The sequence below is a fragment of the Chryseobacterium sp. DT-167 genome, from assembly GCF_058310155.1.
Genome location: NZ_JBZEEQ010000002.1, coordinates 154987 through 181160, shown reverse-complemented (window position 1 = coordinate 181160; position 26174 = coordinate 154987). Strand labels below are relative to the sequence as shown.

Below are 26174 nucleotides of genomic sequence, written 5' to 3'. Positions count from 1 at the left end.
AAAAATGCAATTAATTGAATTATTAAACAGAATTCCAGTATTAGAAATTCACGGTGAAAACAACCGCGAGGTTTCTGAGTTGGTTTTTGACAGCAGAAAGGTTTCTGAAAACTCTCTATACATTGCATTGAGAGGAACGGTTGTAGATGGACATTCATTTATTGCAGCTTCTATTGAAAAAGGTGCAAAAACTGTCGTTTGCGAAGAGTTTCCTGAAAATTTGGACGAAACTATTACTTATGTTAAAGTGAAAGATTCTTCTAAAACTTTAGGACACTTAGCTTCCAACTTTTTTGGAAACCCTTCTGAAAAATTAAAATTGATCGGCGTTACCGGAACCAACGGAAAAACTTCTGTTTCCACTTTGCTGTTTGATGTATTTAAAAATTTAGGCTATGATTCAGCTTTATTGTCGACAGTAGAAATAAGAATTGGAGAAAAAATTATTCCGGCAACACACACCACTCCGGATGTAGTTACCATTAATAAAATTTTAGCTCAGGCTGTTGAGGAAGGTTGTGAATTTGCCTTTATGGAAGTAAGCTCTCACGGAATTGCCCAAAACAGAATTGAAGGGCTGACTTTCAAAATCGCAGGATTTACCAATCTTACTCATGATCATTTAGATTATCATAAAACGTTTGATGAATATTTGAAAATCAAGAAAAGATTTTTTGATGAATTAAATGAAAACGCAATCGCCATCACCAATGTTGATGATAAAAACGGAAACGTGATGCTTCAGAATACAAAGGCTGCAAAAAGGTCTTATGCTTTGAAGACAATGGCAGATTATCACGGAAGAACGTTGGAAGTTGATTTCAACGGAATGCTGTTAAATTTCAACGGAAAAGAATTTTGGACGACTCTAACAGGAAAATTCAATGTCTATAATTTGCTTTTAGTTTTCGGAATTGCTTCTGAATTAGGTTTTGAACAAGATGAAATCCTTCAGGCAATCAGTATTTTAAAAAGAGTTTCCGGAAGATTTGAAACGTTTAAATCCGATGGCGGAATTTTCTTCATCGTAGATTACGCCCACACTCCGGATGCATTGGAAAATGTGTTGGACAGCATCAACGACATCAGAACAAAAAATGAAAGACTGATCACTGTTTTCGGTTGTGGTGGCGACAGAGATCATTCCAAAAGACCTGCAATGGGAAATATTGCTTCAAAGAAATCGACTTTGGCAATCATCACTTCAGACAACCCAAGAACGGAAGATCCGAACCAGATTATAAAAGAAATTGAAGCAGGCGTTGAACCTCAAAACTTCAGCAAATACACTTCAATTCCGGACAGGAGAGAAGCTATCAAAATGGCTATTAAATTCTCAGAGCCGAAAGATATTGTTCTCGTAGCCGGAAAAGGGCACGAAAATTATCAGGAAATCAATGGTGTGAAATATCATTTTGATGATAAGGAAGTGATCAATGAGTTATGGAAGTTGATGAGTAAATAGAATAAAATGAAAGTATTAAAAATAACTTTAGCTATTTTTTTGATTCTAGGCTTAGGATTATTAATGCTTTACATTTTTACGAATAATTTTGAGAAAAAGATTAAGATTTTGGATTGTGAGGGAGTATATTATTCAAAAATCTTTAGCGAACCGGATTTTTATTATTTAAATAATGCTAAAGCAGATGTTGCAATGTGCTTGTGCGAAAAGTATATAAGCACTAAAGATAACGCTTATAAAAATGAAGTTTTAAAATGTTACAGTGATAGCACCTATACTCTTTTTAAAATCAGGCAATCTATAATTAATGTAGATAGCATTTGTAAAAATAGAAAAGATATATTTATCAAAGTGTACGATATGTAATCAACCAAAATAAGAGCTAAAATGTTATACTACTTATACGAATATCTAACGAGCCAAGGCATTCACATTCCTGGAATGGGAATGTTGAGATACATCTCTTTCCGTGCGGGGATGGCAGTTTTGTTGTCTTTGACTATAGCACTTATTTACGGAAAAAGCATCATCAATTACCTGAGAGGGAAGCAGATGGGTGAGCTGGTTCGTGATCTTGGTTTAGACGGACAAAAACAAAAAGAAGGAACTCCTACAATGGGAGGTTTCATCATCATTATTGCGACTTTGATTCCGGTTTTGTTGTTTACAAGAATTACCAACATTTATATTGTTCTTCTGATTGTGACCGTAGTTTGGATGGGAGCAATTGGTTTTTTAGACGATTATTTAAAGAAAATTAAAAAAAATAAAGACGGATTAAGCGGAAAATTCAAAATTGTAGGACAGGTCGGTTTAGGGTTAATTGTCGGAGTGACAATGTATTTCCATCCCGATATTACAGTTAAACGAAAATATGCAGATACCAAAGTGGTCAACAGAAACAACGTCGAGCAAAACTTCATGCCTGCCGAGAAAATCACCGTTTCTACCGTTCCTTTTGCTAAAAATAATGAATTTGATTACAGTGGAATTCTGTTTTGGATGAATGATGAAGATGCCCACGAATGGGCTTGGATTGTTTTCATTCCTATTGTGATTTTTATCGTGACAGCGGTTTCAAACGGAGCCAATATCACAGACGGAATTGATGGTCTTGCAGCCGGAACAAGTACAGTTATTTTGCTGACTTTGGCATTTTTTACTTACGTTTCCGGGAACATCATCTTTGCAGATTATCTCAACATCATGTTCCTCCCAAATATGGGCGAAACCACGATTTTTGTCGTCGCCATGGTAGGAGCCGTTATCGGATTTTTCTGGTACAATACTTATCCTGCTCAGGTTTTCATGGGAGATACCGGAAGTTTGATGTTGGGTGGTGTAATAGCTGTTTTGGCAGTTATTTTAAGAAAAGAATTAATGATTCCTGTGCTATGCGGAATTTTCTTAATTGAAAATGTTTCGGTAATGCTGCAGGTAGTTGTTTTTAAATACAGAAAAAGAAAATTCGGGTTAGAATATGCCCAGAATAATAGATTGTTTAAAATGTCCCCATTACATCATCATTATCAGAAAGATGGTTTTCACGAAAGCAAAATCGTCAACAGAATGATCATCATCGGTGTAATGTTAGCAATTGTATGTCTTATTACATTGAAAATGAGATAAAATTAGCAGTAAGCTTTAAATTTTAAAGCCTAATGCGTAAAGCAAATTTGTATGAAAATAGTTGTTTTAGGAGGTGGAGAAAGTGGTTGTGGTGCTGCTTATTTGGCTAAAAAGAAAGGTTTGGAAGTATTTCTTTCAGATAAAGGAGCCATTAAAGATAACTACAAGCAGTTTCTGACAGAAAATGAAATTGAATTTGAAGAAGGAAACCACGATGAAGCAAGAATCTTGAGCGCAGACTGGATCGTAAAAAGCCCAGGAATTCCGAAAAAGGCAGATATGATTCACAAAATTCACATGAAAGGAATCAGAATTTCTTCAGAAATAGAGTTTGCTTCAGAATTTACCAATGCCAAGATTATTGCCATCACCGGAAGCAACGGAAAGACAACGACAACGTCTCTAATTTACTACATCCTGAAAAATGACGGAATGAATGTAGGTTTAGGCGGAAACATTGGGTACAGCTTTGCAAAGCAGGTTGCCGACGAGAATCATGAATATTATGTTTTGGAGGTAAGCTCTTTCCAGTTGGATGATATTCAGAATTTCAGACCGTATATTTCTTTGTTGCTGAATCTGTCGAAAGATCATTTGGATCAGTACAATTACAACTATGAAGAATATGCTTTGGCAAAATTCAGAATAGCTGAAAATCAGGAGAATGATAATTTCTTTATCTACAATAAAGATGACGAAATGAGCAAGAATATTCTCGAAAAATTTGAAATAAAAGCGAAAATGATTCCTTTTTCTACCAAAGAAAAACTGAGTGAAGGAGGTTTTATTGATGATGAGCAATTAATTGTAAAACTGAAAGATAAATTTTCAATGAAATTGGAAGAATTGTCTTTGATGGGAAATCATAATGTTGCCAACAGTTTAGCGGCATCAATTGCAGGTAAGATATTGGAAATCAATAATGAAAGTATCAGAAATTCATTAATGACGTTTCAGGCAGTTGAACATAGATTGGAGTTTGTATCTGAAATTGACGGAGTAAAATTCATCAACGACAGCAAGGCAACCAACGTCAATGCAACGTATTACGCTTTGGAAAGTATGAAAACGCCGACTGTTTGGATTGTTGGCGGACAGGATAAAGGGAATGACTACTCGGAAATTGAAGATTTGGTTAAAAGAAAAGTAAAAGCAATTGTTTGTTTAGGTCTTGACAATCAAAAAATTATAGATTTTTTTAAAAAGAAAAAAGAATTTATTTACGATACTTCGAGCATGGCAAAAGCGGTAGAGATTTCAAAATCTCTGGCAAAAAAAGGAGATACGGTTTTGCTTTCTCCATGTTGTGCAAGCTTTGATTTATTCAAAAGTTATGAAGACAGAGGTCGTCAGTTTAAAGAACAGGTTTTAAAAGTAAATAGCTAATAGCCAGAAGCTAAAAGCAAAAGATATGAACGAACAAGACACAGAAAGCAGATTTGAATTTCTAAAGGGCGATAAAGTGCTTTGGATGGTCATCCTTGTGATCTCCATTTTCTCTATTTTCCCGGTATATTCTGCAAGTTCAAATCTTGAATATATTGTTAATAATGGGACTACAACTGGTCATGTTATCAAGCATATGTTCTTTGTAGTCTTAGGTTTGGGAATCATGAGATTGGTAGGAACGGTAAAATATGAATACATCGGAAAACTCAGCAGTATTTTGCTCGGTTTAATGATTATCTTATTGGTTGTCACTATGTTTACGGGACAGACTATCGACGGAGCGAGTGCTTCCCGATGGTTGAAAATTCCGGGGACACCGATTTCATTTCAACCTTCATCTTTTGCTTTTTTGATGTTGATTATTTATCTGTGCAGATATTTGACCAAGAAAATTACAAGAGAAAGGCTTCCGATTGAGAACATCATGTACATTTTCGGACCTATTTTACTGGTTTTTGTATTGGTGGCAAAGGATAATGGCTCTACAGCGTTGATGATTTTAATGGTTTCTGTTGTGGTTTTAATTATCGGACAACTTCACTGGAAATACATTGCAGGATTCATTTCCTCGTCATTGGTAGCGATTGTTTTGTTTTTAATTATTGCTTTAAACACCAATCTGATTGGCGGAAACCGTGTTCATACATGGATGAGCCGTATCGAAACATTTACATCAAGCAAAGCAAAAACTGCAGATGTAGATGATGAAAGCGTAAAGGCAAAAAACTATCAGGTAATGCAGGCAAAAGCCGCCATTGTTCATGGGGGAATTACCGGAATGGGACCAGGAAAAAGTGCTTTAAAGCAGATGCTTCCGCAGTCGGCATCTGATTTTATTTTTGCAGTAATTGTAGAAGAATATGGTGTGATCGGCGCAACATTTCTGATCAGTATGTATCTCATTATGATTATCAGAATTGTAATGATAGCCAGCAAAATGCCCGCGTTTTTCGGCTCTTTGCTTGTGCTCAGTCTCGGGGTGATGATTTTTATACAATTGGCGGTCAATATTGCAGTGGCAGTCAATCTGATTCCGGTTACAGGACAGCCATTGCCATTGATAAGTTATGGTGGAACATCAATGTTAGTCACCTATTTACAATTAGGAATTATTTTGAATATAAGCTCAAGAATCCAGATATATGATGAAGAAGGAATGGGCAAAAAACAAAGTATCGTCGAAATAAATGATATTGCTTAAAACAAAATACAATGGAAATAAGACAAATTACATTTACCGATAGCAAAAACTTAGAAAACTCAGTGGTTATTGACACAATTGAGAACATTGCCAATTTTCTTGAAACTTTCAGATTGGAAGCAGGTGAAGTTATCGAGCTCAACGATGCAATGTATACCGTGAAAAAGATATCGGAAAAAGAAGTTGATGGTAAAAATGAAATTTTGGTCGAGGTAGAATTTATTGATTTGATCGAAAACCAACCTACAGCTTAAAATTGATACAATGAACAAAAAATTGAAAGTATTATTATCAGGAGGAGGAACGGGTGGTCACATCTTTCCTGCGATTGCTATTGCAGACGAGATCAGGAAGAGATTTCCTGATGCGGAATTTTTGTTCATCGGAGCCAACGGAAAAATGGAAATGGAAAAAGTTCCGCAGGCAGGTTATCAAATCGAAGGAATTGATATTGCAGGAATCGACAGAGGAAATATGTTTTCCAATTTAGGGTTGCTTTTCAAAATTTTGAAAAGCTTATCTAAATCAAAAAGAATCATTAAAAATTTCGCTCCCGATTTTGCGGTCGGAACAGGCGGTTTCGCAAGCGGACCTGCTTTGTACGAAGCAAGTAAAATGGGAATTCCGATTTTTATTCAGGAACAGAATGCTCATGCAGGAGTGACGAATAAAATATTAAGTAAAAAAGCAAAAGCCGTTTTTACATCCTATCCTAAAGTAGAAGGTTTTCCGGCTGAAAAAATAAAGTTTCTGGGAAACCCGATTCGTGAAAATATCGTTTCAGGAATGCAGGAAACTTCTGTGGCAAAGGAAAAAATGGGTTTAGATAAAAATAAACTTACCATTCTTTCAGTTGGCGGTTCTTTAGGTTCAAGAACATTAAACAACGGCTGGAAAGACAATTTAGATCAATTAAAAGAAAGAGGCTACCAGTTAATCTGGCAAACCGGAAAACTGGATTATAAAGAGATAGTTGATAGTTGTCAGTTTTCAGTTGATGGAAGTTACGACAACCAACAACCAACAACCAACAACCAAATACAAATAAAGGAATTCATCAAAGACATGGAAACTGCATATTCAGCAGCTGATGTCATTGTTTCAAGAGCGGGTGCGATTGCCATTTCAGAGTTGGCTGTGGCTCAGAAGCCGGTTTTGTTGGTTCCGTTTCCGTTTGCGGCGGAAGATCATCAAACCAAAAATGCGATGACTTTGGTTGAGAAAAATGCAGCCAGAATGGTAAAAGACTCTGAAATGCAGGAAAAATTCTGGAATACATTATCAGAAATCTGCGAAAACGAAAGTGTAAGAAAAGAAATGTCAGACAATCTAAAGTATTTTGCCAAACCCAATGCGGCGACGGAGATTGTAGATGAGATATTTAAAATAATAGTGTAAATGAAAATGGTTTCCACAGGCTCAGCATGACAGCGAAGAATAAAAGCAGTTAGTATTAGAGATGTCACACTGAACTTGTCGAAGTGCTACTGAAAACGATATAAAATATGAAGCGTTACTATGTTTATATTGTGAAATGTTCTGATAACTCCTACTATACGGGAGTTACAAATGATTTGGAACGCAGGATAAATGAACATAATGATGGTTTAAAACCTGATAGCTATACTTATAAAAGAAGACCTGTAGAATTGGTTTTTTATTATGAATTTAATGATATAAACCAAGCCATAGATTTTGAAAAACAAGTTAAAGGCTAGAGCAGAAAAAAGAAAGAAGCAATAATAAATGATAATTGGGAATTGCTCCCTGAGTTATCAAAAAATAGAATGAAAAAATAAAAAGGCTTCGACAAGCTCAGCCTGACACTATAAATTAAAAGCAGTTAGTATTAGAGCTGTCACCCTGAGCTTGTCGAAGGGTTATTGAAACAAAAACGATTGTATGTAATGATACTCAAATAGTGTTTTACATAATATTAAATATGATTGCTTTATAAGCAAATAGGATAATTATAATGAACAATTTAGAAAAATATCAAAATTTTTACTTCGTTGGAATCGGAGGTATCGGGATGAGTGCTTTGGCTCGTTACTTCCATGCTTCGGGCAAGAATGTTTTGGGCTATGATAAAACCAACACAAAACTGACTCAATTGCTGATGAGCGAGGGAATTGATATTGTTTTTGAAGATGTGATTGATGAAAAAATTACGTCACTTCAGAAAGAAAATACATTGGTGATCTACACTCCGGCAATCAAAAAGCTTGGAATTTTGGATTATTTTAATGAAAATCATTTTGAAGTTTTAAAACGTGCAAAAGTTTTAGGTTTAATTACCGAAAACACAGATTGTATCGCTGTTGCAGGAACTCATGGAAAGACAACGACATCTACTTTAGTTTCGCACTTATGCAAAGAAGCAGATTTGCCTTTTTCATGTTTTTTAGGGGGAATTTCTGAGAATTTCAAATCAAATTTCCTGTACAACGGAACTCAGTATTCTGTGGTAGAAGCCGATGAATATGACAGAAGTTTCCTCAACCTTTCTCCGGATTGGGCGGTGATTACGTCTACAGATGCTGATCATTTGGATATTTATGGAGATAAAAATACCATTGAAGAAGGTTTCAGACAGTTTGCGGCATTAGTTCCTGAAGGCAAACAGCTTTTTGTAAGAAAAGGAATTGAAATCGGAAGAGCCCACAAAACCTATGCTGTCAACGAAGAAGCTGATTATTACTCAGACAATCTTCGTATGGATTATGATAAAATCTATTTTGATTTTCATACTCCGACAGAAACGGTAAAAGATTTTGTCTGGGATATTCCCGGAATTCACAATGTGGAAAATGCGACGGTTGCTTTGGCAATTCTGCATAATCTGGGAGTCGATTTTGAAACGTTAAAGAAAGCCATTGCCAATTTTAAAGGCATAAAAAGGAGATATACAAAACATATTTATCCAAGTGGTAAAATTTATATTGATGATTATGCACATCATCCTACAGAAATCAATGCAGTAGTTGGTTCGATCAAAACATTTTATCCGGATAAAAAGCTTTTAGTTGTTTTTCAGCCGCATCTCTTCAGCAGAACGAGAGATTTTGCGGATGGATTTGCTGAAAGTTTAAGCAATTCTGAAGAGTTGATTTTGCTAGATATTTATCCGGCGAGAGAGCTTCAGGAGAATTTTGAAGGCATCACTTCAGATTGGCTTTTAGAAAAAGTGAGTTTAGATAAAAAGGAAATTTCGGGTTTGTCTGAAGCTTTTAATAAAATTAAAGAAAAAGAATTTGATATTTTGCTAACAGTCGGTGCAGGAAATATTGATACGTTGTATGATCCGATTTGTGAGTGGTTAGGAAATAATTAAAAATAAATTTTAAAACAGTTTTAAATGTCTGAAATCTGACGTCTAAAATCTGTCATCTTAAAACAATGAAAAACAAATACAGAATTTTAAAAATTGCCATCACAGTAATTATTCTTGGATTCCTGCTGAGTTTCTCTTTGAAGAAATTCAGTGGTCAGAAGATTACGGATGAGAAAATTTCTGTAAAAATGAATGAGAAAACTCCGGTGTACTTTATTGACGAAAAAGATATCAAACAAATCGTCATTAAAGAAAATCCGTCAGGAAAAGTAGGCGATTTGAATATTCCGGAACTGGAGAAGAAAATCAATGCACTTCCAGCTGTTGACAGTGCCAATGTGTATTTAAATTTAAATGGAAAATTAAATTTAGACATCAAACAACGTGTTCCGGTTTTCAGATTAAATTATAATGGAAACGATTTTTATGTAGATGAAAAAGGGACAGAATTTCCGATCTCCAAAACCTATTCTCATCCATGTATGTTGGTGACAGGAGATGTGAAAAAAGACGAATACCAAAAGCTGGCTGAGCTGGTTGATAAAATTGACAAAGATGATTTCAGTAAAAAATATTTTATCGGAATTTCAAAATATAAAGACAGCTACAATCTCCTTACAAGCGAAGGCAATTATAAAGTTGAGATTGGAGATTTAGATAATATTGAGTTAAAAGTAAAAGGCTTTAAAACCTTTGTTGAGAAATATCTTGTGTTTCAAGACCCGGAGAAGTACAGTATGGTTTCGGTAAAATATCAGAATCAAATTGTAACGACTTTGAATCCTTATTTTAAAGAAAACGACAGTGTTTTAAAAGCAGGGCATAAAGATTTGGCTAAAACTCCGGTTGCAACAGCTCCTGTTAAAAAAGCAGAAGTCAATCTGAAACCAACGGTGAAAAAGGCGAGTTCAACTTCTTTAAAACCAAAAGAATCGAGTAAGCCAAAAGCAGTCGTCAAACCAAAGGAGAAAAAGAAAACTCCCGAAAAGAAACCGACAGCAAAGCCCAAGACGAAAGCAAAGGTTAAAATTGAATAGAAAAAAGAGTCCCGAAGGGACGACTTAAAAAAGGATAGGATAAAATCCTACCAAATCAAAAAAGAAGAATAGGCAAGCCTATTAAATTAAATAAGTAATTAAATCAAATCGATATACACAATGGAAAATCAAGAGTATTCAGTAGGTCTTGACATCGGGACAACCAAGATTGTCGCCATTGTCGGAAGGAGGAATGCACACGGGAAAATAGAAATTCTCGGTGTTGGTAAGGCCAAAAGTCTTGGAGTTCATAAAGGAATTGTGAATAATATTTCACAAACCATCAACTCCATCAAAGCAGCTGTGGCAGAAGCACAGTCAAGTGCAGGTGTACCTATTCATAAGGTCACGGTGGGAATTGCAGGCAAACACATTCGTTCACTGCAGCATTCGGATTACATTATGCGTGAGAATCCAGACAGATTCATTACGGATGATGACATTGAAGCATTGAAAGATCAGGTAAAAAAACTGGTGATGTTACCGGGCGAAGAAATTATCCACGTTCTTCCGCAGGAATACAAGGTTGATTCTGAAGGCGAAATTCAGGAGCCTGTCGGGATGCACGGAAAACGTCTGGAAGCTAATTTCCATGTTGTAGTTGGGCAAATGGGAAGCATCAGAAACATCGCAAGATGCGTAAGAGAAGCAGGTTTGGAGATGGAAGCACTTACTTTAGAGCCTTTAGCATCTTCTGAAGCTGTTCTTACGAAAGAAGAAAAAGAAGCAGGAGTAGCAATTGTAGACATCGGTGGTGGAACTACGGATATTGCTATTTTTAAAGATAATATCATCCGTCATACTTGCGTCATCCCTTACGGAGGCGGAATTATCACAGAAGACATCAAAGAAGGTTGTTCAATTATAGAAAAGCACGCCGAGCAATTAAAGGTTAAGTTTGGTTCTGCAGTTCCTGAGTTGGAAAAAGACAGCACATTTGTAACGATTCCCGGACTTCACGGAAGACCTGATAAAGAAATTTCATTAAAAACTTTAGCACAGATTATCAATGCAAGAGTAGAGGAAATTTTGGAAATGGTCAACACTGAATTAAAGGCTTACGGAGCATTTGAGCAAAAGAAAAAACTGATTGCAGGAATTGTTTTGACGGGTGGTGGCTCCAATCTGAAACATCTCCGTCAGTTGGCAAATTATACCACAGGATTTGATAGTAGAATTGGTTTCGCAAATGAATATATTGCAAACGATAAAAATCAATATCTTAAAGGACCGGAATTTGCAACGTCTATCGGTTTGCTGATGGAAAGTTTGAAAATCAGAGATAAAAAAACGGTTGCTGTAGAAGAAATTGAAATCGAGATTGAAACGAAAGCTGAACAAACTGAGCAGCAAACGGTTTCTAATATTGAATCTCAGTCTCAAACTCAAATCTCTCAACAGTCTGAGCAGGAATATGAAACTCCGGCTCAGCAGCAACAGAGAAAAGTAAGGCTGACTTTCGGACAGTCTCTGATGGAAAAAGTAAAAAAATTCTTTGAAGAAGTAGAATAATTAATAGAAGTGATGAATGATAAGCGATGAATGATTTTTCTCATCAACTATCATAGTCGTTTATCAAACATAAAAAAATATACGTATGGAAAATATAGGGACACAAGGATTTTCATTTGATTTACCAAAGGGAAATTCCTCGATCATCAAAGTAATCGGTGTTGGTGGCGGTGGAAACAATGCGCTAAAGCACATGTACGAAAAGGGTATTCACGGGGTAGATTTCGTGATTTGCAATACCGATGCGCAGACTTTAGATAATAATCCGGTTTCAAACAAAGTTCAGTTGGGAGTTACCATCACTGAAGGACTTGGAGCGGGTGCAGATCCTGAAGTTGGAGAAAAAGCAGCGATTGAAAGTATCGAAGACATCAAAGCTTCAATGGGGCAAAATACCAAGATGGTTTTTATTACCGCAGGAATGGGTGGTGGAACAGGAACCGGTGCAGCTCCCGTTATTGCTAAGGTTGCCAAAGATATGGGGATTCTTACGGTAGGTATTGTTACCGTTCCTTTCAGTTTTGAAGGGAAAAGAAGATTGGAACAGGCAGAATTGGGTCTTGAAAAATTAAGAAATAATGTTGATTCATTAATTGTAATCAATAACGATAAATTGAGACAGCAGTTTGGAAATTTAGGTTTCAAACAAGGATTTTCAAAAGCCGATGAAGTTTTAACCAATGCTGCAAAAGGAATGGCAGAAGTTATTACCGGTTATTTTGATGTAAACATTGACTTTAGAGATGCTAAATCTGTACTTCAGAATTCAGGTACAGCTTTGATGTCTACAGGAATGGCTTCAGGTGAAAATAAGGCGGAAGAAGCGGTAAGAAAAGCATTGGATTCTCCGTTATTGAACGACAACAAAATTACAGGTGCAAGAAATGTATTGTTATTGATCAGAAGTGGCGTAGAAGAGGCTACAATGGATGAGATCGGAATCATCATGGATTATATCCAGAAAGAAGCGGGTCACACAGCAGACATTATTTTTGGTGTTGGAGCTGATGAAGAATTAGGTGATGCAGTAAGCGTTTTGGTGATTGCTACCGGTTTTTCTAATGACAACCAAAAGTTTGCAGGACCTACTGAGAAAATCAGAATCGGTTTAAATGATGCTTTGGAAACTCCGAAAGCTTCGCCTTTTAAAACAAGAGACGAGAGAGAAGTTACTCCTGAACAGGGATATGATTTTGGCGGAAAAAATCTTTTCAGACTGGATGATGAAGATCAGGCAACGCCACAATTTAAAGTGACGTCTACTGAAAAAAAAATGATTATTGAGGATGAAGATGTAAAAACTGAAATAAAGTTCTCTGATAGAGAGGAAGATACATTAGAAAGCCCAATTCAGAGCTGGAGAAACGAAGATGTAGGTCAGGAAGAAAATGTCAATTTGTTTTCTTTTGAAGATGACCCGAATGATCTGGAAATTCAGTCTTTTTCTTTCGATTTTGAAAATAAAAAAGAAGAGCCGAAAGGAAGTTCTTTCAGCAATAATTATTCAGACGAAAAAGCGGTTGAATTTAATTTTACTGTTAACGAACCTATTGTTGAGCCTAAGTATGATTTCGAACAGCCAAAAAATGAGGTTGAAACTTCTTCAGTCATTGAGATGAAGATAGAAGAAACAACTCACAAGGTTGAAACGTTCTATCAAACTCCTGAACAGCCAAAAGTAGAAGAAAAGCCTGTTGTTGAAAGAAGAATAGAAGTAGAAACTACGAGACATACAGAATCTGAATTTACCTTCGTCAACAAACCTGCAGATCAGGAAAGAGCAACCGAAAGAAGAAACAAGCTGAAAGAATTCAACTCCCGTTATCAGAATTTTGATCATGTGAATGAATTTGAATCTGTACCTGCGTTCAAGAGAAAAAATATCTCAATTGACGGTTCCAATGCTTCAGACCAAAATATAAATACCTATTTGTCTGACAACAACGGGAATATGCAGATCAGAGAAAACAGATTTTTAAATAAAGACGTAGATTAAATTGCGATTTGCTGTTGGCTTTTAGCAAATGGCTTTGATAACCATTAAAAAAAGCTATTAGCCAACGGCCAATTGCCAAAAGCATAAAGTATGAGTTTAGAACTTACCATAAGCGAAGCTATAAAAACAGCAATGAGAGCAAAAGACAGAGTTGCTTTAGACTCTTTACGTGCTGTAAAATCACAAATTTTATTGCTGAAAACTGAGGCTCGTGGAGCTGAAGTTTCACCTGAACAGGAAATTGCAATTTTGCAGAGAATGATTAAGCAGCGTAAAGATTCTTACGAGCAGTTTACTGCACAAGGGAGAAATGATTTGGCAGAAGTAGAAGAGGCTCAGATGAAAGTCATTGAGAAGTTTTTACCTGCACAATTATCTCCTGAAGAATTAGAAGTTGAAATAAAGCAGATTATTTCCGAAACAGGTGCTGAATCTATCAAAGATTTAGGAAAAGTAATGGGAGTTGCTTCAAAAAACTTAGCCGGAAAATCTGACGGAAAAAGTATTTCCGAGATGGCTAAGAAGTTACTTTCATAGTTGATTGTTGAAGGTTATTAGTTGACAGCTTTGATATGATCAACTGAGAAGCTGAACCGTCAATTATTTTTACAACGGATATTCAACCTTTGCATATCGATTTGATTAAAGAAGCCGGAAACTTTATGTTTCGGGCTTCATTTTTATCAAAAACCTTTTAAAATTACCATTTAAATTATTCTAAAAAACTTACGCATGGGCAATTATTAAAAGGATAAGGGGAACTGCAATTCACATCATATTTAATCTGATATGTCCTAAAAATTTATTAATAAAGTTTTTTTCATGGAAGTCGTTTTTAGAATTATTTCAAATTTAATAAAAAAATATTGTTTATGGATTATTTGGTTCAATAAAATAAAGGTTTTTGTATTATATAAATAGATAATGGCTTGGTTTAATTTTGTTTCACGAATTCACCAATAGTTTTTATTAATTGAGATAAATTTATAAATGTTGTAAATTTGTATACAATTAAAAATTACAAGAAATGTATCCATCAGATTTAGTAATGCCAATGAAGGCTGAACTTACAGATAAAGGTTTTCAGGATTTAGAAACTCCTTCACAAGTAGAAGATGCTTTGAAGCAGCCCGGAACCACTCTTTTAGTAATCAACTCTGTTTGCGGATGTGCGGCAGGAGCAGCAAGACCGGGAGTTGTTTATTCTTTGACTGGAGAGAAAAAACCAGATCATTTGACGACTGTTTTCGCAGGTTTTGATAAAGACGCGGTTGACGCAGCAAGAAAGCATTTAGCTCCATTTCCTCCAAGCTCACCATGTGTAGCACTTTTCAAAGACGGAGAATTGGTTCACATGTTAGAAAGACATCACATTGAAGGTAATCCTGCAGGAGCAATCGCTGCAAACCTTCAGGCTGCTTATGACGAATATTGCTAGTTTTTGGCATCAAATAAAAAATATAACCGTTGAAATTTTTTCAACGGTTTATTTTTTTAACGATTTATTTTTTTAACGATTTATCGTCATTAAAGCTTCTTCCGAAACTTTATATTCACCTTTTTGATATACATCCTTAGTGGAAAGTAAAACCTCATAAGTATAAATACCTTTCGGTAAATTGTAAGTACACTCTTTCTCGTCTTTTTGAATGACGAATTCCTTTTTTACTTCCTCATCTTCTATTTTCCCGTTGAGCTTTATGGTAATTTTCTCATCCATTTTGTTTTTGAAACAAAAACTATCAACTGTTTTGGCGTTAGGATCAACAGGCTTTGTTCCGTTTCCTTTGAAAGCCATATAACCTTGAACCAAGATATTACCGATTGCTAAACCTTTATCTAAACCGGACATTGTTGTTTGAGATTTCAATGGTAGATAGAGTAGCATGATGAAAGTAATAATGATTTTTCTTAGCATCAATTTTCTAAAATTGATTATAAATAATAGAAATATAATATTAATGTTAATAAAATGAAAAAACTCAATATCAATATCCTTGGTGTTGTGAGAATAATTTTTTTATCAATAATCAATTTTATTGTTGAAATTAATATGAATAAAGAAGCAATAATGGATACTATTATATTTGTAGTTTCATTTTTTATGAGTTGGCTTCCTGCCATTAATACAATCACTGCCAATAATATTAGTTTTTTCATTTCAAATTTATTTTTTACAGCCTCTTAAACAAACTCCTTTTTGATTATCACACTCGTCTATCTCAGCTATAAAAGCAGCTTGTACAGCAGCATGACAAAGTAAACCAATCCCGAAACTATCTATCGCAGCACATCCTAAATGGGACACTACGGCTAATGATGTAGTTTTTACTAAACAATTGTTCCCTGTTCTTACACAACTTTTAGAACAATCATCACCATTTACTTCTGTTATGGGTTCAGTTATAGGTTCAAGAATAGGATAGATTTCAGGAGAGTCAATTACTAAAATTAAATCGTTAAGCGAAGCTGTAGAAAGATTATAATCTTTATTCAATTTTTGTAATGATTTGTTTTGTTCCGCAATAAAACTTGAATAATTTTCAAAGTTTTCAAATCCAATATATTTTGCAAAATCTTCTTTTTCATACTCAGAAATTTCCTTGTCACTAATGAGACTTGCTATCTTTTCATGATTTTGTGGATCTACTTTGTTAATTACTTCAATCTCTTTTTTTAGATAATTAATAAATATCGGATCTTTTTTCAAAACCTTCAAATCTTGTCCAAAACAGAATCCAGTTAATAAAAAGTTCAAAATAAAGACAAATTTAAATAAATTTTTCATAAAATTTTAATTGTTAAATGATTTTTAATTAATTTTTTTTACATATTTATGTTTTCGCGAGAACATATTGCGAATTTATAAAAGTGATTTATTAGATTCTAATACAAAAGTTTTAATATCAAACACAAAAGTTTTAATTTTAAAGTATAAAATATAGTACATTAGCTAAAAAAATTAAGTCATGTCTTTAGGAACGAAACTTTATGAATTAAGACAAAAGAAAAATTTATCTCAAGCACAGGTCGCATTAGAATTAGATATTTCTCAAGCAGCTTATGGAAAATGGGAAAGTGATCTTTCAAAACCAGGAATTGATAATTTATTAAAAATTTCTAATTTTTACGAAACGGATATTTACGAACTTTTATTGGATTCTTCTGGAGATAGCTTCTCAAATAATAGTTTTGATAGTTCTTCAAACTCTTCAAACTATATAAGTAAGCAAATTTCAACTATAAATAACTATTTTTCTGAAAAGTTAGAGCAACAATATGAAGAAAGACTTAAACAAAAAGACGAAGAAATCGCTTTTTTGAAAAGTCTTTTAGACAAGTAATAATTTAAACTTTAATTTTAGAATAACATATAAGAATCCTCTTTCAATTTTTGAGAGAGGTTTTTTTTGTTTATTAAGTTTATATTCCTCCGGAATTACAAACATTGAGATTCTTTTTAAGGATGTAATAAAATGTTCTGTTTGTTATATGAAAAATGAAAACATAAATTCTTCGTTTCTTATAATTTTTCAATACGTTTTCTACTAAAACAAAATATGATTATATTTGTTGAAATGGCAACGAAAGCACTTTTCAATACGGTAGTCAATTGGTTTATCCGCCAAAGGATAGATCAGATACAGAATTTTATGGATCATCCTATCGAAACGCAGAACGGAATTCTGTTTTCTCAGTTGTTTCATGCAGAAGATACAGAGTATGGTAAGCGATATGGTTTTAATACCATCTCAAGCTATCAGGATTTTAAAAATAAAGTTCCGGTAGTTACTTACGAGGATTTCGAATCTTACATTGAAAGAGCAAGACAGGGACATAAGGACGTAAGCTGGCCTGGTTACATCAAACATTTTGCTAAATCTTCCGGAACCACGAATGCCAAAAGCAAATTCATTCCTATTTCAGCAGAAAGCCTCGAATACTGCCACATGAAAGCCGGGAAGGACATGGTTTCCATTTATGCCAATAATCATCCCGAAAATCAGCTTTTCACGAATAAAAATTTACGTTTGGGTGGAAGTTCAGAATTATACGCAGATTTCAATACCAAATTTGGCGATCTTTCAGCAATTTTAATTGACAATCTTCCTTTTTGGGTTGAAATTACTACAACTCCGAGCAAGAAAGTTTCTCTGATGGGAGAGTGGGAAAGCAAGTTGAAGGCCATCACTTCTGAAGTTAAAAACGAAGATGTAGGAAGTATTTTGGGTGTTCCAAGTTGGATGATGGTGCTTTTGCAGAGAGTTTTAAAGGAAACTGATGTGAATAGTATTTCAGAACTATGGCCGAATCTTGAAGTGTTTTTTCACGGCGGAATCAGCTTTAAGCCCTATAAAGATCAGTACAAAAAAATCATCGGAAAAAATATCAATTATTACGAAATTTACAATGCTTCTGAAGGTTTTTTCGGAATTCAGGACCGACCGGATAGTGACGAAATGCTTCTGATGCTCGATTACGGTATTTTCTACGAGTTTATTCCAATGGAGCAGTTTCATTGTTCAAATCCTAAAATCATCAGTCTTGAAGATGTGGAAACAGGAAAGAATTATGCAATGGTTATCACGACCAACGGAGGCTTATGGAGATATTTAATCGGAGATACTGTGATTTTCACTTCAACTAATCCTTTCAGAATAAAAATTACGGGAAGAACAAAACATTACATCAACGCATTTGGTGAAGAACTGATGATTACCAACGTAGAATCTGCATTGACGAAAGCTTGTGAGATCACAAAAGCCGCCGTGAAAGATTTTACAGGAGCCCCCATCTTTATGAAAGAGAACGAAAGCGGCGCTCATGAATGGATCTTTGAGTTTAGTGAAAAACCGGAAAATCTCGATGAGTTTACAGATATTTTTGATCAGCAGCTAAAAGCGATCAATTCAGACTACGAAGCCAAAAGATATAACAATATTACGCTGAAAAAGCCTGTGATCCATTTGGCAAAGCCAAACTTATTCTATTGTTGGCTAGAATCTAAAGGAAAACTGGGCGGACAGAATAAAGTGCCCCGCCTCAGCAATGACAGAGAATATATTGATTCTTTATTAGAGATGAATCAATCATAAAAAAACAGCAGAAAATATTTTTCTGCTGTTTTTATTTTACTTTTTAAGATCTTCTTTTAGTTTTTTCGCACTTTCTTCTACTTTTTCGGCTCCTTTTACTGCGGCATTTTTAACATCTTCTCCCACTTCTTTGGCTCCTGTTTTAATGTCTTTTCCTACCTTATTGGCCTCCTCTTTAATATCTTTACCGGCTTCATTGATTTTTTCACCCGTTTTACTGACCGTCATTTTGACATCAGATTTTGCTTTATCAACTTTCGCTGTATCCACAAAGCCGGTGCGACTTTCAGTAGTTGTCGTTGTTGTCACAGATCCGTCAGGATTCTCTACTTTTTCCGTCTTTGAAGTAGATTGTGTGCAGCTTACTATGAATGCTGAGACAGCAAATGCTGTGATAATTTGTTTTTTCATTTTGTATATTTATATTAATTATTGTGTTGCGGGAGTAGAAACTGTTGCATTTTCATTAGACTTTTGTTTCTTTTCTTCTTCTTGTTTTTTCTTATTCTCTTTTTCTAGTTCAGCCTCGATTCGCTGTTCTTCCTGTTCTAGTTTTATGGCTTCTTTTAAAGAATCCTGATATTTTTGAGATGAAATTCTGATTTGGCGGACGACATCAACGGATGTGGCACCTGCCGAAAACGAATCAATAGCTGTTGTATCATAATGGGGTTGTAAAGATTGGGTTTGATCAGGATTTGCAGATTCCCGCTTTGAACATGCAATCAGAAAAACAAAACTTATACATCCTGCTGACAATACTTTTTTCATACAACTAATTTAAAAGAAATTCTGCAATTACAGGATAATGATCAGAAAGTTTTACCGAGCGGTCAACATGATAGCTGACAGGCTTTATGGAAGGTGATGCGAAAATAAAATCGATTCTTAATGGATATTTGTAATCGTGAAAACTGGTGCCGCTCCCTTTACCTGCTTCAAAAAAAGCATCATTTAACCCATTTCCCAAATGATAATATTCATAAGAATTGGGAACAGAGTTTAGGTCCCCTGCCAAAATCACAGGATAAGGCGATTCGTCAATGCTTTTTCTAATGATTGCTACCTGCTCCTGATGCATTTTAAAAGTAGGAATCAGTCGTTTAATGATGTCTTTTACCTTTTTCTCATCTTGCTCACTGTTTCCGTTGAGTTTTACCATACTTTTTTCAAACTTAAAAGGCTGCATATAAGTATTGATAATACGATATGTTTTCCCTTTGATTTCAATATCTGTATATTCGGAATATGCATTGAATTCTTCGCTGTACATACCGGCAAATAATTCTTTGTGCCCTACAGTTTTATATTTTGAATATGTACCAACAACAGGGTTTTTGTACTCTTTTTTTAAATAATTAAATCCATATTCAAAATCTGCATCTTCCTGAATAAGGACAATATCTGCATTTTGCTCATTAATAAATTTCTCAATGTTTTCTGGACCAAATTTTCCGCCTTTTACATTGAAAGAAACTATCTTTAAATTAGCTGCTTCTTTTTTGTCCGTAGAATAATTGATCCATCTTTTTACAGGGCTTAAGAAAAATAATCCCAAAAACATAAAGGCAAACGCTCTTTTTTTCCATGAAAAAATCCAGAAAAATGTAAGCAAAACATATCCTAAAATGAGTACAGGAAAACCTAAAGACAGCAGATTAAACCAAGGGAAAACTTTTGGCGGAATATAAGCATTCAATAAAACACCCGTCAATAAAAATAATATTCCCAGGTGCAGGATAAAAAAGATGATTCGGACGATCTTCACAATGTTTTAATTAAATCGATATAAATGTTTTCTCCAGATTCTTGCTAAAATGAATCCTACAATTGCTCCACCTACGTGAGCTAAATGGGCTATACCATCATCTTTTCCACTATATCCAAGATAAATGGAAATTACAATGGTGAAAATTAATAAATGCTTTGCTTTTATAGGAAATGGGATGAATAAAATACCCAATTTTTCATTTGGATAAATTGTTGCAAATGCGGCCAAGACACCAAAAAGAGCACCTGAAGCTCCTACTAATGGTGTAGATATGATTTTAATAATATTAGATAATAATTTTTTTTGAGTGATAATTGATTCTTGAGACCCTTTGAAAACCGGGTCTGTTCCTGAAAAATAATCATAAATATTAAACCCTAAATTTTCCAGTTGTCTGGCAAATATTTCAACTTGAATAAATTCCCAAGCATTAAATAAAGCATAAGCACCAATCCCACTCAAAAAATATAGGATAAGAAACCTTTTGCCGCCCAAAATATTTTCCATAAAAGAAAAATTATAGAGCATAAACATGTTAAAGAAAATATGCATTAATCCGGAGCCATCACCGATAGGAGCATGCATGAACATTGAAGTTATGATCTGCCAAGATTTAAAAAAAGGAGAAAAAGGATAGAATGAAGCAAGTGAATAATAAAATTCTATATTATTAAAAGCATACATTATGATGTTTGTAACTATATAAACAACAATATTTATAATGATAATATTCTTCGTTAAAGGCGGTATATTATTAAACATCTTCTTAAAATTTATTTTTTAAATCATTAAAAGGAACTTCGTAAAAACATCTTTTTCCGTTGGGTAAAAACTCAGGAAAACCTAATGCGGTAAAGTCTTTGATCACTTGCTCGGCATCTGCTTTATAAATAAAATCAAATCTTGATTTTGATTGCATTTTTGCCCATTGATTGTGATAAAACTGCATAAATTCGTCTTCGGTTTTGTATTCCAGAATATCAAAAAGATTTTCAAGAAATTTCATGACCTGTGTTTCTTTCAGCCCTTCAGGAACGGTATCAATTCTCAGGACATTTTCATGTGCAATTTTCATGTCAAACCCCAGTTCGGGCAAGAATTTTTTGATTGATCTGTATTTATTTTTCTCAATTTCGTTCATATGATACTCAAGTGAGAAAAGAAGGGCGTGGCTTGTATTTCCTTTTTTAATGTTTTTATTGTTCTCTGCGACCAGCAGGCGGTGCATTCTTCCGAGATCAAGCATCAATGTTTTGTCGCCTTTGTTAAACAGCCAATATCCGTTGGGAAGTCTCATCAGATCTTCATCAAAATCTTCATCTTCAAAAAGGTTGATCTTAGAAGGCTCGGCAGAAATATTCTGATGATACATTTCTGTAAGATTATGAATTTCTGTTTTTGTAACTTCTTTTTCCTCTAAAAAAGGATTATAATCACGGTCAACAATAATTTCAGGCATTTTTAGATTGCCGGAATTATTGCTTTTGCTCGGGAAACTTTTCTGCATCATTTCGTCAAGCTGCGGATCTCTTTCAAAATCCAAGCTTGGTGCAATATTGTAAATTCCTAATGATCTCTTGATTGTAGAACGGATCAACGCAAAAATCAAATGTTCATCTTCAAATTTCACCTCTGTCTTTTGCGGATGAATGTTGACATCAATTTTCTCCGGATCTAATTCCAGAAAGAGAAAAAATGTCGGAATATATCCAGGTAAGAGAAGCCCTTCAAAAGCTTCCTGAACCGCTTTGTTGAAATACGGACTTTTAAAGAATCTTCCGTTGACGAAAAGAAACTGTTCGCCACGTGTTTTTTTTGCGCCTTCCGGTTTAGCAACAAAACCGTGAAGTTTGCACCAAAGAATATCTTCTTTAATAGGTATCAGTTGCGGATGCAATTTTCTTCCGAAAACATCTACAATCCTTTGCATCTGTGTTCCCTTTCTGAGTCTGAAAACAGGCTCGTCATCATGAAACATAGAAAATTCTAAATTCTCATGAGCCAAAGCTACACGTTGGAATTCATCAATGACGTGTCTGAATTCTATATTATTGTTTTTGAGAAATTTTCTTCTTGCAGGAACGTTATAGAAAAGATTTTTAACTAAAAAGTTAGATCCTTCTGCGGTCTGCACCGGTTCCTGAAACTGAAAAATTCCGCCTTCTATATAAATATTAGTTCCTAAGGGTGATTCCGGCTGTTTTGTTCTTAATTCTACCTGAGAAACTGCGGCAATTGACGCTAAAGCTTCACCACGAAAACCTTTTGTGGCAATTTTGAAAATATCTTCAGTTGCCCGTATTTTTGAAGTGGCATGTCTTTCAAATGCCATTCTTGCATCGGTTTCAGACATTCCTTTCCCGTCATCTACTACCTGAATGAGATTTTTCCCGGCATCTCTTATGATCAGTTCAATTTTTGAAGCTCCTGCATCGATTGCGTTTTCGAGAAGTTCTTTCACGATGGATGCGGGGCGCTGTACCACTTCACCTGCTGCAATTTGGTTGGCTACATGATCCGGTAAAAGCTGAATAATATCTGACATAAAATGATAAATGAACTTACAAAAATAGTCAAAGCAAATAAGAATTAAAATAAATAGACGATGAATTAAAAATTAAGTCTGATTAAAATTCATATATCTAAACAAAGGAAATAATTGAATCTAATAAAAAAAGCCTCCATTTGCAAAACAAACAGAGGCTACAAAACTAAGTATATACGATTAATGCTTTTATTTTTTTAATATGATTAAGTTTCTTCCAGGACAAGCTTAGATTTTTCTTTCCTGGTTTCTTTCACCATTACTTCTCCGCTACCGTGAATTTTATCGTACATAAATGCCATAAAATTTGGCTTGTTATAAATTTTTGCATATCGGTAATTGGTTCTGAAGTGCCTGATATTAATTTTATAAAAATCATAGCCAATCACTACCAGCAGACACAAACTGATGATGTAGAACACGCTGAATTCTAATGAATAGTAAACGAGTCCGGAGAAAATAGCTCCTAAAACATACGCAAACATGATGCTTGATAAAAGTTTTGCTCTAGCGATCAGTTCAGGGTTTTTTCTGTATTTTTTGTGAGTAAACATAGACATCAAAATTCCCAGATCGGTTGTTGTTCCTGTGAGGTGAGTGGTTTTCACCAAAAAGTTGGATATACTCGCTGTCAAACCATTCTGCAGACCTGTTGCAAAAAGCATTAAGGCTACCAGAACTTCTGCTTCTTCCAGCGTTTTCCGATAATAGAACTGTCCGTAAAAACCAACACCAACGAGACATAAAATCTCCAGGATAAGCGGCATTGCGTGGGCAAAATATTTACTTTTTTTATTAAAGTTGATCACAAAAAAGTTTGCCGTAAAACTTCCGAAGAAAAACAAAAAGATCCATGCGCCAACAACAGCGACCTGCGACCAGTTTCCTTTGCTGATCTCGGCTGCAAATACAGCGTAATGCCCCGTTACGTTTGAGGTAAAAGAAAGAAATATCAATAGAGATGCAATGTTTATAGTTCCTGCCGTGAAGGCAGTCAGCGTCCCCAGTTTTATATTGTCTCCCAATGTCCTGCTGTTACTATAATTTCTTAACATTTTTCTGATTTTTAAGAGTTAATATTTAAGCTTAAACTTCAACAAAAACTTCTGCAAGCCTTCCTCTTTCAGGCATGAATTCTGGAGTGTCGAGCGCAATTTCTCGTGCTTTGATATCTTTGGCTTTTTTGATATAAGGAGCCAGATCAAATTTTCCTTTGCTGTTTTTGTCTTTTAAAGATGATGTGTAATAAGCTTCCTCAATGTTTTCCGCTTTCAGGTAATTGTTGAAGGCTCTCTGGAAGCTTCCGGTGAACACATCGCAAACGATTTTATTAACCAAGTGCGGATACTTGTTTTTTATAATGCCGTATGCATCGCAAAACTCTTTTGATCTTATTTTGTTGAAAATCGTTCCTTTGGTATTGAATAAAAGATCTCTGATAGAATCTCCCATATCATAACCTGATACAAGCAAAATGTTGTATTTAGTATCTTCATCCTGAGAATTTTTCTCTTTCAGTACTTTCTTTAATATGTTTAAAGATTCAAGAGAAAAGTCTGTTGCAATTAAAATGGTCTTGATCATATCTTTTAGATTTAGTGATTACCTATTTTGACAATACAAAACTATAACTGCAAGATTAGAAGACCTTTGGAATCAAATTAAAATGTAATTAAAGAGATTAAAATGAGATTAAAATTTCATTCTAAAAAATGCTTTGTTTGAAGCTAAGATTGTTTTTCTACCAGCTGAGTACTGTAAATAGTAGGAAAACGAAGCTGTACAGTTGTTCCCTGATTTTCGTGTGAACTTACAATCAGTTCACCATTGTGCATTCTTACAATATTTCTGGCGAGAGGAAGACCGATACCGTACCCTTCGTAATTCCGGGTGTTGGAAGCTCTGAAAAAGGGATCGTAAATTTTGTCCATTTCAGATTCCGGGATGCCGATTCCGGTGTCTTTTACAATGATGTACACATCTGTATCTGTGGCGCCTAACGAAACTTTTACCTGCTGGAAATTAGAATATTTACAACCATTATTTACAATATTGGCAACGGCGAGATGAAGAAGCTGCTCATTCCCCTGAACTTTCAGTTTTTTAGGATTATCGGGAAGCATGCTTATATCCAGATAAATATTATTGCGTGAATCAATTTTTCTGATGGTCTCAATAACGTCCCATAGAAGTTGATCGATTCTCACCTTGTCGATCTTCTGAATTTTCCCGTCAAAACCGGTCTGAGCAATAATTAAAAGGGCTTTGATCTTTTTGTCGAGCTTTTCGGCTTCGTCCAGAATGATTTCCAGAGTTTCTTTGTATTCTTCTGCAGTTCTGTTGATAGAAAGTGCTACGTCAGCTTCGCCCATAATCGAAGTAAGGGGAGTTCTGAGCTCGTGAGAAACGTTTCCGATCAGGTGATTTTGAGTTTCAAAAGAGGTTTCAATTCTGGTCAGCATGGTGTTGAAGGTGTCAACCAGTTCATTAAGCTCCTTATTGTCGGGTTGAGGTTCCAGTCTTAAATGTAAATTTTCTGAGCTGATCTGTTTCACTTTTCCGGTGATTTTCAGGATCGGTTTAAATAAAGTTTTAGACAGGTAAAAAGAAAAAATCATACTGAAAAAAATGGCAAGAACCATACATGTAATGATGGTTCTCTTAAGGAAACCAAGATAATAAATCACGTAATGATTTTGTGCAGAGGCAATCGCAATATACTCTTTATTATTAAACTTAAAAGACTGCCCAATGTAGTAAAACTCTTTATCATTATAATTAGCTTCACCTTTTCTGATGATATTTTTAAAAAAAGTATCAGGAATATGTACTTCCTTCGAAATATTTTTAAAGTTTGAATCTTCAGGCACAGCAAAAACATAATCGCGTTCCATCGGAAGCTCTTCATCGTTCAGACCGTTGAGAATATGATTTTCAGGAAGATCAAGATGTTCTTTGCTTTTCTCGATCTGAACAATCGTTGTTGTTCTGATTTTCAATAATTCATAAAATCTCTGATGCGAAAAATTCACAATAGAAAAGTAAACCAATCCCCCGAAAAGCGAAATGACGGTTATAAAAACAACCATCAAAAGCACCATCGTTTTGGTCTGATTTGTCATTACTTTGCCAGTCATTT

Annotated in this window: 26 protein-coding genes and 1 pseudogene; 16 read left to right on the top strand and 11 right to left on the bottom strand. The window is 34.8% G+C overall.

Features of this window, described 5'->3' with window-relative positions:
* The first annotated feature begins 4 nt into the window (after positions 1-4).
* The 14 genes and pseudogenes from AC4FQ5_RS03225 (at position 5) to AC4FQ5_RS03160 (ending at position 15061) form a co-directional block, all read left to right on the top strand.
* Positions 5-1465, top strand: a complete 1461-nt coding sequence (locus AC4FQ5_RS03225; protein WP_491141064.1) for a UDP-N-acetylmuramoyl-L-alanyl-D-glutamate--2,6-diaminopimelate ligase — start codon at positions 5-7, stop codon at positions 1463-1465.
* A 6-nt stretch (positions 1466-1471) separates the two neighbouring features.
* Complete coding sequence (locus AC4FQ5_RS03220) at positions 1472-1831, top strand: hypothetical protein (protein ID WP_491141063.1); 360 nt, start codon at positions 1472-1474, stop codon at positions 1829-1831.
* Positions 1832-1852: 21 nt separating this feature from the next.
* Positions 1853-3094, top strand: coding sequence for a phospho-N-acetylmuramoyl-pentapeptide-transferase (mraY, locus tag AC4FQ5_RS03215; protein WP_491141062.1), 1242 nt, complete (start codon positions 1853-1855; stop codon positions 3092-3094).
* Positions 3095-3145: 51 nt separating this feature from the next.
* Entirely contained in the window at positions 3146-4480 is a 1335-nt protein-coding gene (gene murD, locus AC4FQ5_RS03210; RefSeq protein ID WP_491141061.1) for a UDP-N-acetylmuramoyl-L-alanine--D-glutamate ligase, read from the top strand.
* Between the two features lie 25 nt (positions 4481-4505).
* Positions 4506-5744 (top strand): FtsW/RodA/SpoVE family cell cycle protein, encoded by a 1239-nt coding sequence (locus tag AC4FQ5_RS03205; RefSeq protein WP_491141060.1) that lies wholly within the window; start codon positions 4506-4508, stop codon positions 5742-5744.
* An 11-nt stretch (positions 5745-5755) separates the two neighbouring features.
* On the top strand, positions 5756-5998 hold the full coding sequence (locus AC4FQ5_RS03200; protein ID WP_491141059.1) for a hypothetical protein: 243 nt from the start codon (positions 5756-5758) through the stop codon (positions 5996-5998).
* A gap of 10 nt (positions 5999-6008) precedes the next feature.
* On the top strand, positions 6009-7142 hold the full coding sequence (murG, locus tag AC4FQ5_RS03195; RefSeq protein ID WP_491141058.1) for an undecaprenyldiphospho-muramoylpentapeptide beta-N-acetylglucosaminyltransferase: 1134 nt from the start codon (positions 6009-6011) through the stop codon (positions 7140-7142).
* A gap of 107 nt (positions 7143-7249) precedes the next feature.
* A pseudogene (locus tag AC4FQ5_RS03190) lies at positions 7250-7543 on the top strand (GIY-YIG nuclease family protein).
* A 176-nt stretch (positions 7544-7719) separates the two neighbouring features.
* Positions 7720-9078, top strand: coding sequence for a UDP-N-acetylmuramate--L-alanine ligase (gene murC / locus AC4FQ5_RS03185; protein ID WP_491141057.1), 1359 nt, complete (start codon positions 7720-7722; stop codon positions 9076-9078).
* Positions 9079-9143: 65 nt separating this feature from the next.
* Positions 9144-10115, top strand: a complete 972-nt coding sequence (locus tag AC4FQ5_RS03180) for a cell division protein FtsQ/DivIB (RefSeq protein WP_491141056.1) — start codon at positions 9144-9146, stop codon at positions 10113-10115.
* Positions 10116-10235: 120 nt separating this feature from the next.
* Complete coding sequence (gene ftsA / locus AC4FQ5_RS03175; RefSeq protein WP_491141055.1) at positions 10236-11627, top strand: cell division protein FtsA; 1392 nt, start codon at positions 10236-10238, stop codon at positions 11625-11627.
* An 85-nt stretch (positions 11628-11712) separates the two neighbouring features.
* Positions 11713-13623 (top strand): cell division protein FtsZ, encoded by a 1911-nt coding sequence (gene ftsZ / locus AC4FQ5_RS03170; RefSeq protein WP_491141054.1) that lies wholly within the window; start codon positions 11713-11715, stop codon positions 13621-13623.
* A gap of 90 nt (positions 13624-13713) precedes the next feature.
* On the top strand, positions 13714-14160 hold the full coding sequence (locus AC4FQ5_RS03165) for a GatB/YqeY domain-containing protein (RefSeq protein WP_491141053.1): 447 nt from the start codon (positions 13714-13716) through the stop codon (positions 14158-14160).
* Between the two features lie 490 nt (positions 14161-14650).
* Complete coding sequence (locus AC4FQ5_RS03160; protein WP_491141052.1) at positions 14651-15061, top strand: BrxA/BrxB family bacilliredoxin; 411 nt, start codon at positions 14651-14653, stop codon at positions 15059-15061.
* Between the two features lie 72 nt (positions 15062-15133).
* Here the strand turns inward: AC4FQ5_RS03160 and AC4FQ5_RS03155 are convergent, their stop codons facing one another.
* From AC4FQ5_RS03155 to AC4FQ5_RS03145, 3 genes are read right to left on the bottom strand one after another with little or no spacing between them, the layout of a single operon-like run.
* The gene (locus AC4FQ5_RS03155) at positions 15134-15541 is read right to left on the bottom strand and encodes a hypothetical protein (RefSeq protein ID WP_491141051.1); all 408 of its coding nucleotides are present in this window, start codon (positions 15539-15541) and stop codon (positions 15134-15136) included.
* A gap of 17 nt (positions 15542-15558) precedes the next feature.
* A complete protein-coding gene (locus AC4FQ5_RS03150; protein ID WP_491141050.1) occupies positions 15559-15783 on the bottom strand; it encodes a hypothetical protein in 225 nt (74 codons plus the stop codon).
* Positions 15784-15790: 7 nt separating this feature from the next.
* On the bottom strand, positions 15791-16411 hold the full coding sequence (locus tag AC4FQ5_RS03145) for a hypothetical protein (RefSeq protein ID WP_491141049.1): 621 nt from the start codon (positions 16409-16411) through the stop codon (positions 15791-15793).
* Between the two features lie 181 nt (positions 16412-16592).
* On the opposite strand from AC4FQ5_RS03145, the gene AC4FQ5_RS03140 reads away from it, so the two are divergent.
* Together AC4FQ5_RS03140 and AC4FQ5_RS03135 are read left to right on the top strand one after the other, a co-directional pair.
* A complete protein-coding gene (locus tag AC4FQ5_RS03140; protein ID WP_491141048.1) occupies positions 16593-16967 on the top strand; it encodes a helix-turn-helix domain-containing protein in 375 nt (124 codons plus the stop codon).
* A 234-nt stretch (positions 16968-17201) separates the two neighbouring features.
* Positions 17202-18719 (top strand): GH3 auxin-responsive promoter family protein, encoded by a 1518-nt coding sequence (locus AC4FQ5_RS03135; protein WP_491141359.1) that lies wholly within the window; start codon positions 17202-17204, stop codon positions 18717-18719.
* 36 nt (positions 18720-18755) lie between these two features.
* Here AC4FQ5_RS03135 and AC4FQ5_RS03130 read toward each other — a convergent pair whose 3' ends face one another.
* From AC4FQ5_RS03130 to AC4FQ5_RS03095, 8 genes are all read right to left on the bottom strand, one after another.
* Positions 18756-19130 carry a hypothetical protein gene (locus tag AC4FQ5_RS03130; protein WP_491141047.1) on the bottom strand — a complete coding sequence of 125 codons (375 nt, stop codon included), beginning with the start codon at positions 19128-19130 and terminating at the stop codon, positions 18756-18758.
* Between the two features lie 18 nt (positions 19131-19148).
* Complete coding sequence (locus AC4FQ5_RS03125) at positions 19149-19490, bottom strand: hypothetical protein (protein WP_491141046.1); 342 nt, start codon at positions 19488-19490, stop codon at positions 19149-19151.
* A 4-nt stretch (positions 19491-19494) separates the two neighbouring features.
* Entirely contained in the window at positions 19495-20487 is a 993-nt protein-coding gene (locus AC4FQ5_RS03120) for an endonuclease/exonuclease/phosphatase family protein (RefSeq protein WP_491141045.1), read from the bottom strand.
* A 6-nt stretch (positions 20488-20493) separates the two neighbouring features.
* Positions 20494-21252, bottom strand: coding sequence for a rhomboid family intramembrane serine protease (locus AC4FQ5_RS03115; RefSeq protein ID WP_491141044.1), 759 nt, complete (start codon positions 21250-21252; stop codon positions 20494-20496).
* 4 nt (positions 21253-21256) lie between these two features.
* Complete coding sequence (mutL, locus tag AC4FQ5_RS03110; RefSeq protein WP_491141043.1) at positions 21257-23035, bottom strand: DNA mismatch repair endonuclease MutL; 1779 nt, start codon at positions 23033-23035, stop codon at positions 21257-21259.
* Positions 23036-23241: 206 nt separating this feature from the next.
* Positions 23242-24090: a YoaK family protein gene (locus AC4FQ5_RS03105; RefSeq protein ID WP_491141042.1), complete on the bottom strand. Its 849-nt coding sequence runs from the start codon at positions 24088-24090 to the stop codon at positions 23242-23244.
* 31 nt (positions 24091-24121) lie between these two features.
* Positions 24122-24619, bottom strand: coding sequence for a hypothetical protein (locus AC4FQ5_RS03100; RefSeq protein WP_491141041.1), 498 nt, complete (start codon positions 24617-24619; stop codon positions 24122-24124).
* Between the two features lie 143 nt (positions 24620-24762).
* On the bottom strand, positions 24763-26172 hold the full coding sequence (locus AC4FQ5_RS03095) for a sensor histidine kinase (RefSeq protein ID WP_491141040.1): 1410 nt from the start codon (positions 26170-26172) through the stop codon (positions 24763-24765).
* Between the last annotated feature and the right edge of the window lie 2 nt (positions 26173-26174).

Excerpts from the sequence above, each read along its gene's own strand:
- AC4FQ5_RS03225 (WP_491141064.1), top strand. The coding sequence starts at position 5 with ATGCAATTAATTGAATTATTAAACAGAATTCCAGTATTAGAAATTCAC.
- AC4FQ5_RS03220 (WP_491141063.1), top strand. The coding sequence starts at position 1,472 with ATGAAAGTATTAAAAATAACTTTAGCTATTTTTTTGATTCTAGGCTTA.
- mraY (WP_491141062.1), top strand. The coding sequence starts at position 1,853 with ATGTTATACTACTTATACGAATATCTAACGAGCCAAGGCATTCACATT.
- murD (WP_491141061.1), top strand. The coding sequence starts at position 3,146 with ATGAAAATAGTTGTTTTAGGAGGTGGAGAAAGTGGTTGTGGTGCTGCT.
- AC4FQ5_RS03205 (WP_491141060.1), top strand. The coding sequence starts at position 4,506 with ATGAACGAACAAGACACAGAAAGCAGATTTGAATTTCTAAAGGGCGAT.
- AC4FQ5_RS03200 (WP_491141059.1), top strand. The coding sequence starts at position 5,756 with ATGGAAATAAGACAAATTACATTTACCGATAGCAAAAACTTAGAAAAC.
- murG (WP_491141058.1), top strand. The coding sequence starts at position 6,009 with ATGAACAAAAAATTGAAAGTATTATTATCAGGAGGAGGAACGGGTGGT.
- murC (WP_491141057.1), top strand. The coding sequence starts at position 7,720 with ATGAACAATTTAGAAAAATATCAAAATTTTTACTTCGTTGGAATCGGA.
- AC4FQ5_RS03180 (WP_491141056.1), top strand. The coding sequence starts at position 9,144 with ATGAAAAACAAATACAGAATTTTAAAAATTGCCATCACAGTAATTATT.
- ftsA (WP_491141055.1), top strand. The coding sequence starts at position 10,236 with ATGGAAAATCAAGAGTATTCAGTAGGTCTTGACATCGGGACAACCAAG.
- ftsZ (WP_491141054.1), top strand. The coding sequence starts at position 11,713 with ATGGAAAATATAGGGACACAAGGATTTTCATTTGATTTACCAAAGGGA.
- AC4FQ5_RS03165 (WP_491141053.1), top strand. The coding sequence starts at position 13,714 with ATGAGTTTAGAACTTACCATAAGCGAAGCTATAAAAACAGCAATGAGA.
- AC4FQ5_RS03160 (WP_491141052.1), top strand. The coding sequence starts at position 14,651 with ATGTATCCATCAGATTTAGTAATGCCAATGAAGGCTGAACTTACAGAT.
- AC4FQ5_RS03155 (WP_491141051.1), bottom strand. The coding sequence starts at position 15,541 with ATGCTAAGAAAAATCATTATTACTTTCATCATGCTACTCTATCTACCA.
- AC4FQ5_RS03150 (WP_491141050.1), bottom strand. The coding sequence starts at position 15,783 with ATGAAAAAACTAATATTATTGGCAGTGATTGTATTAATGGCAGGAAGC.
- AC4FQ5_RS03145 (WP_491141049.1), bottom strand. The coding sequence starts at position 16,411 with ATGAAAAATTTATTTAAATTTGTCTTTATTTTGAACTTTTTATTAACT.
- AC4FQ5_RS03140 (WP_491141048.1), top strand. The coding sequence starts at position 16,593 with ATGTCTTTAGGAACGAAACTTTATGAATTAAGACAAAAGAAAAATTTA.
- AC4FQ5_RS03135 (WP_491141359.1), top strand. The coding sequence starts at position 17,202 with ATGGCAACGAAAGCACTTTTCAATACGGTAGTCAATTGGTTTATCCGC.
- AC4FQ5_RS03130 (WP_491141047.1), bottom strand. The coding sequence starts at position 19,130 with ATGAAAAAACAAATTATCACAGCATTTGCTGTCTCAGCATTCATAGTA.
- AC4FQ5_RS03125 (WP_491141046.1), bottom strand. The coding sequence starts at position 19,490 with ATGAAAAAAGTATTGTCAGCAGGATGTATAAGTTTTGTTTTTCTGATT.
- AC4FQ5_RS03115 (WP_491141044.1), bottom strand. The coding sequence starts at position 21,252 with ATGTTTAATAATATACCGCCTTTAACGAAGAATATTATCATTATAAAT.
- mutL (WP_491141043.1), bottom strand. The coding sequence starts at position 23,035 with ATGTCAGATATTATTCAGCTTTTACCGGATCATGTAGCCAACCAAATT.
- AC4FQ5_RS03105 (WP_491141042.1), bottom strand. The coding sequence starts at position 24,090 with ATGTTAAGAAATTATAGTAACAGCAGGACATTGGGAGACAATATAAAA.
- AC4FQ5_RS03100 (WP_491141041.1), bottom strand. The coding sequence starts at position 24,619 with ATGATCAAGACCATTTTAATTGCAACAGACTTTTCTCTTGAATCTTTA.
- AC4FQ5_RS03095 (WP_491141040.1), bottom strand. The coding sequence starts at position 26,172 with ATGACTGGCAAAGTAATGACAAATCAGACCAAAACGATGGTGCTTTTG.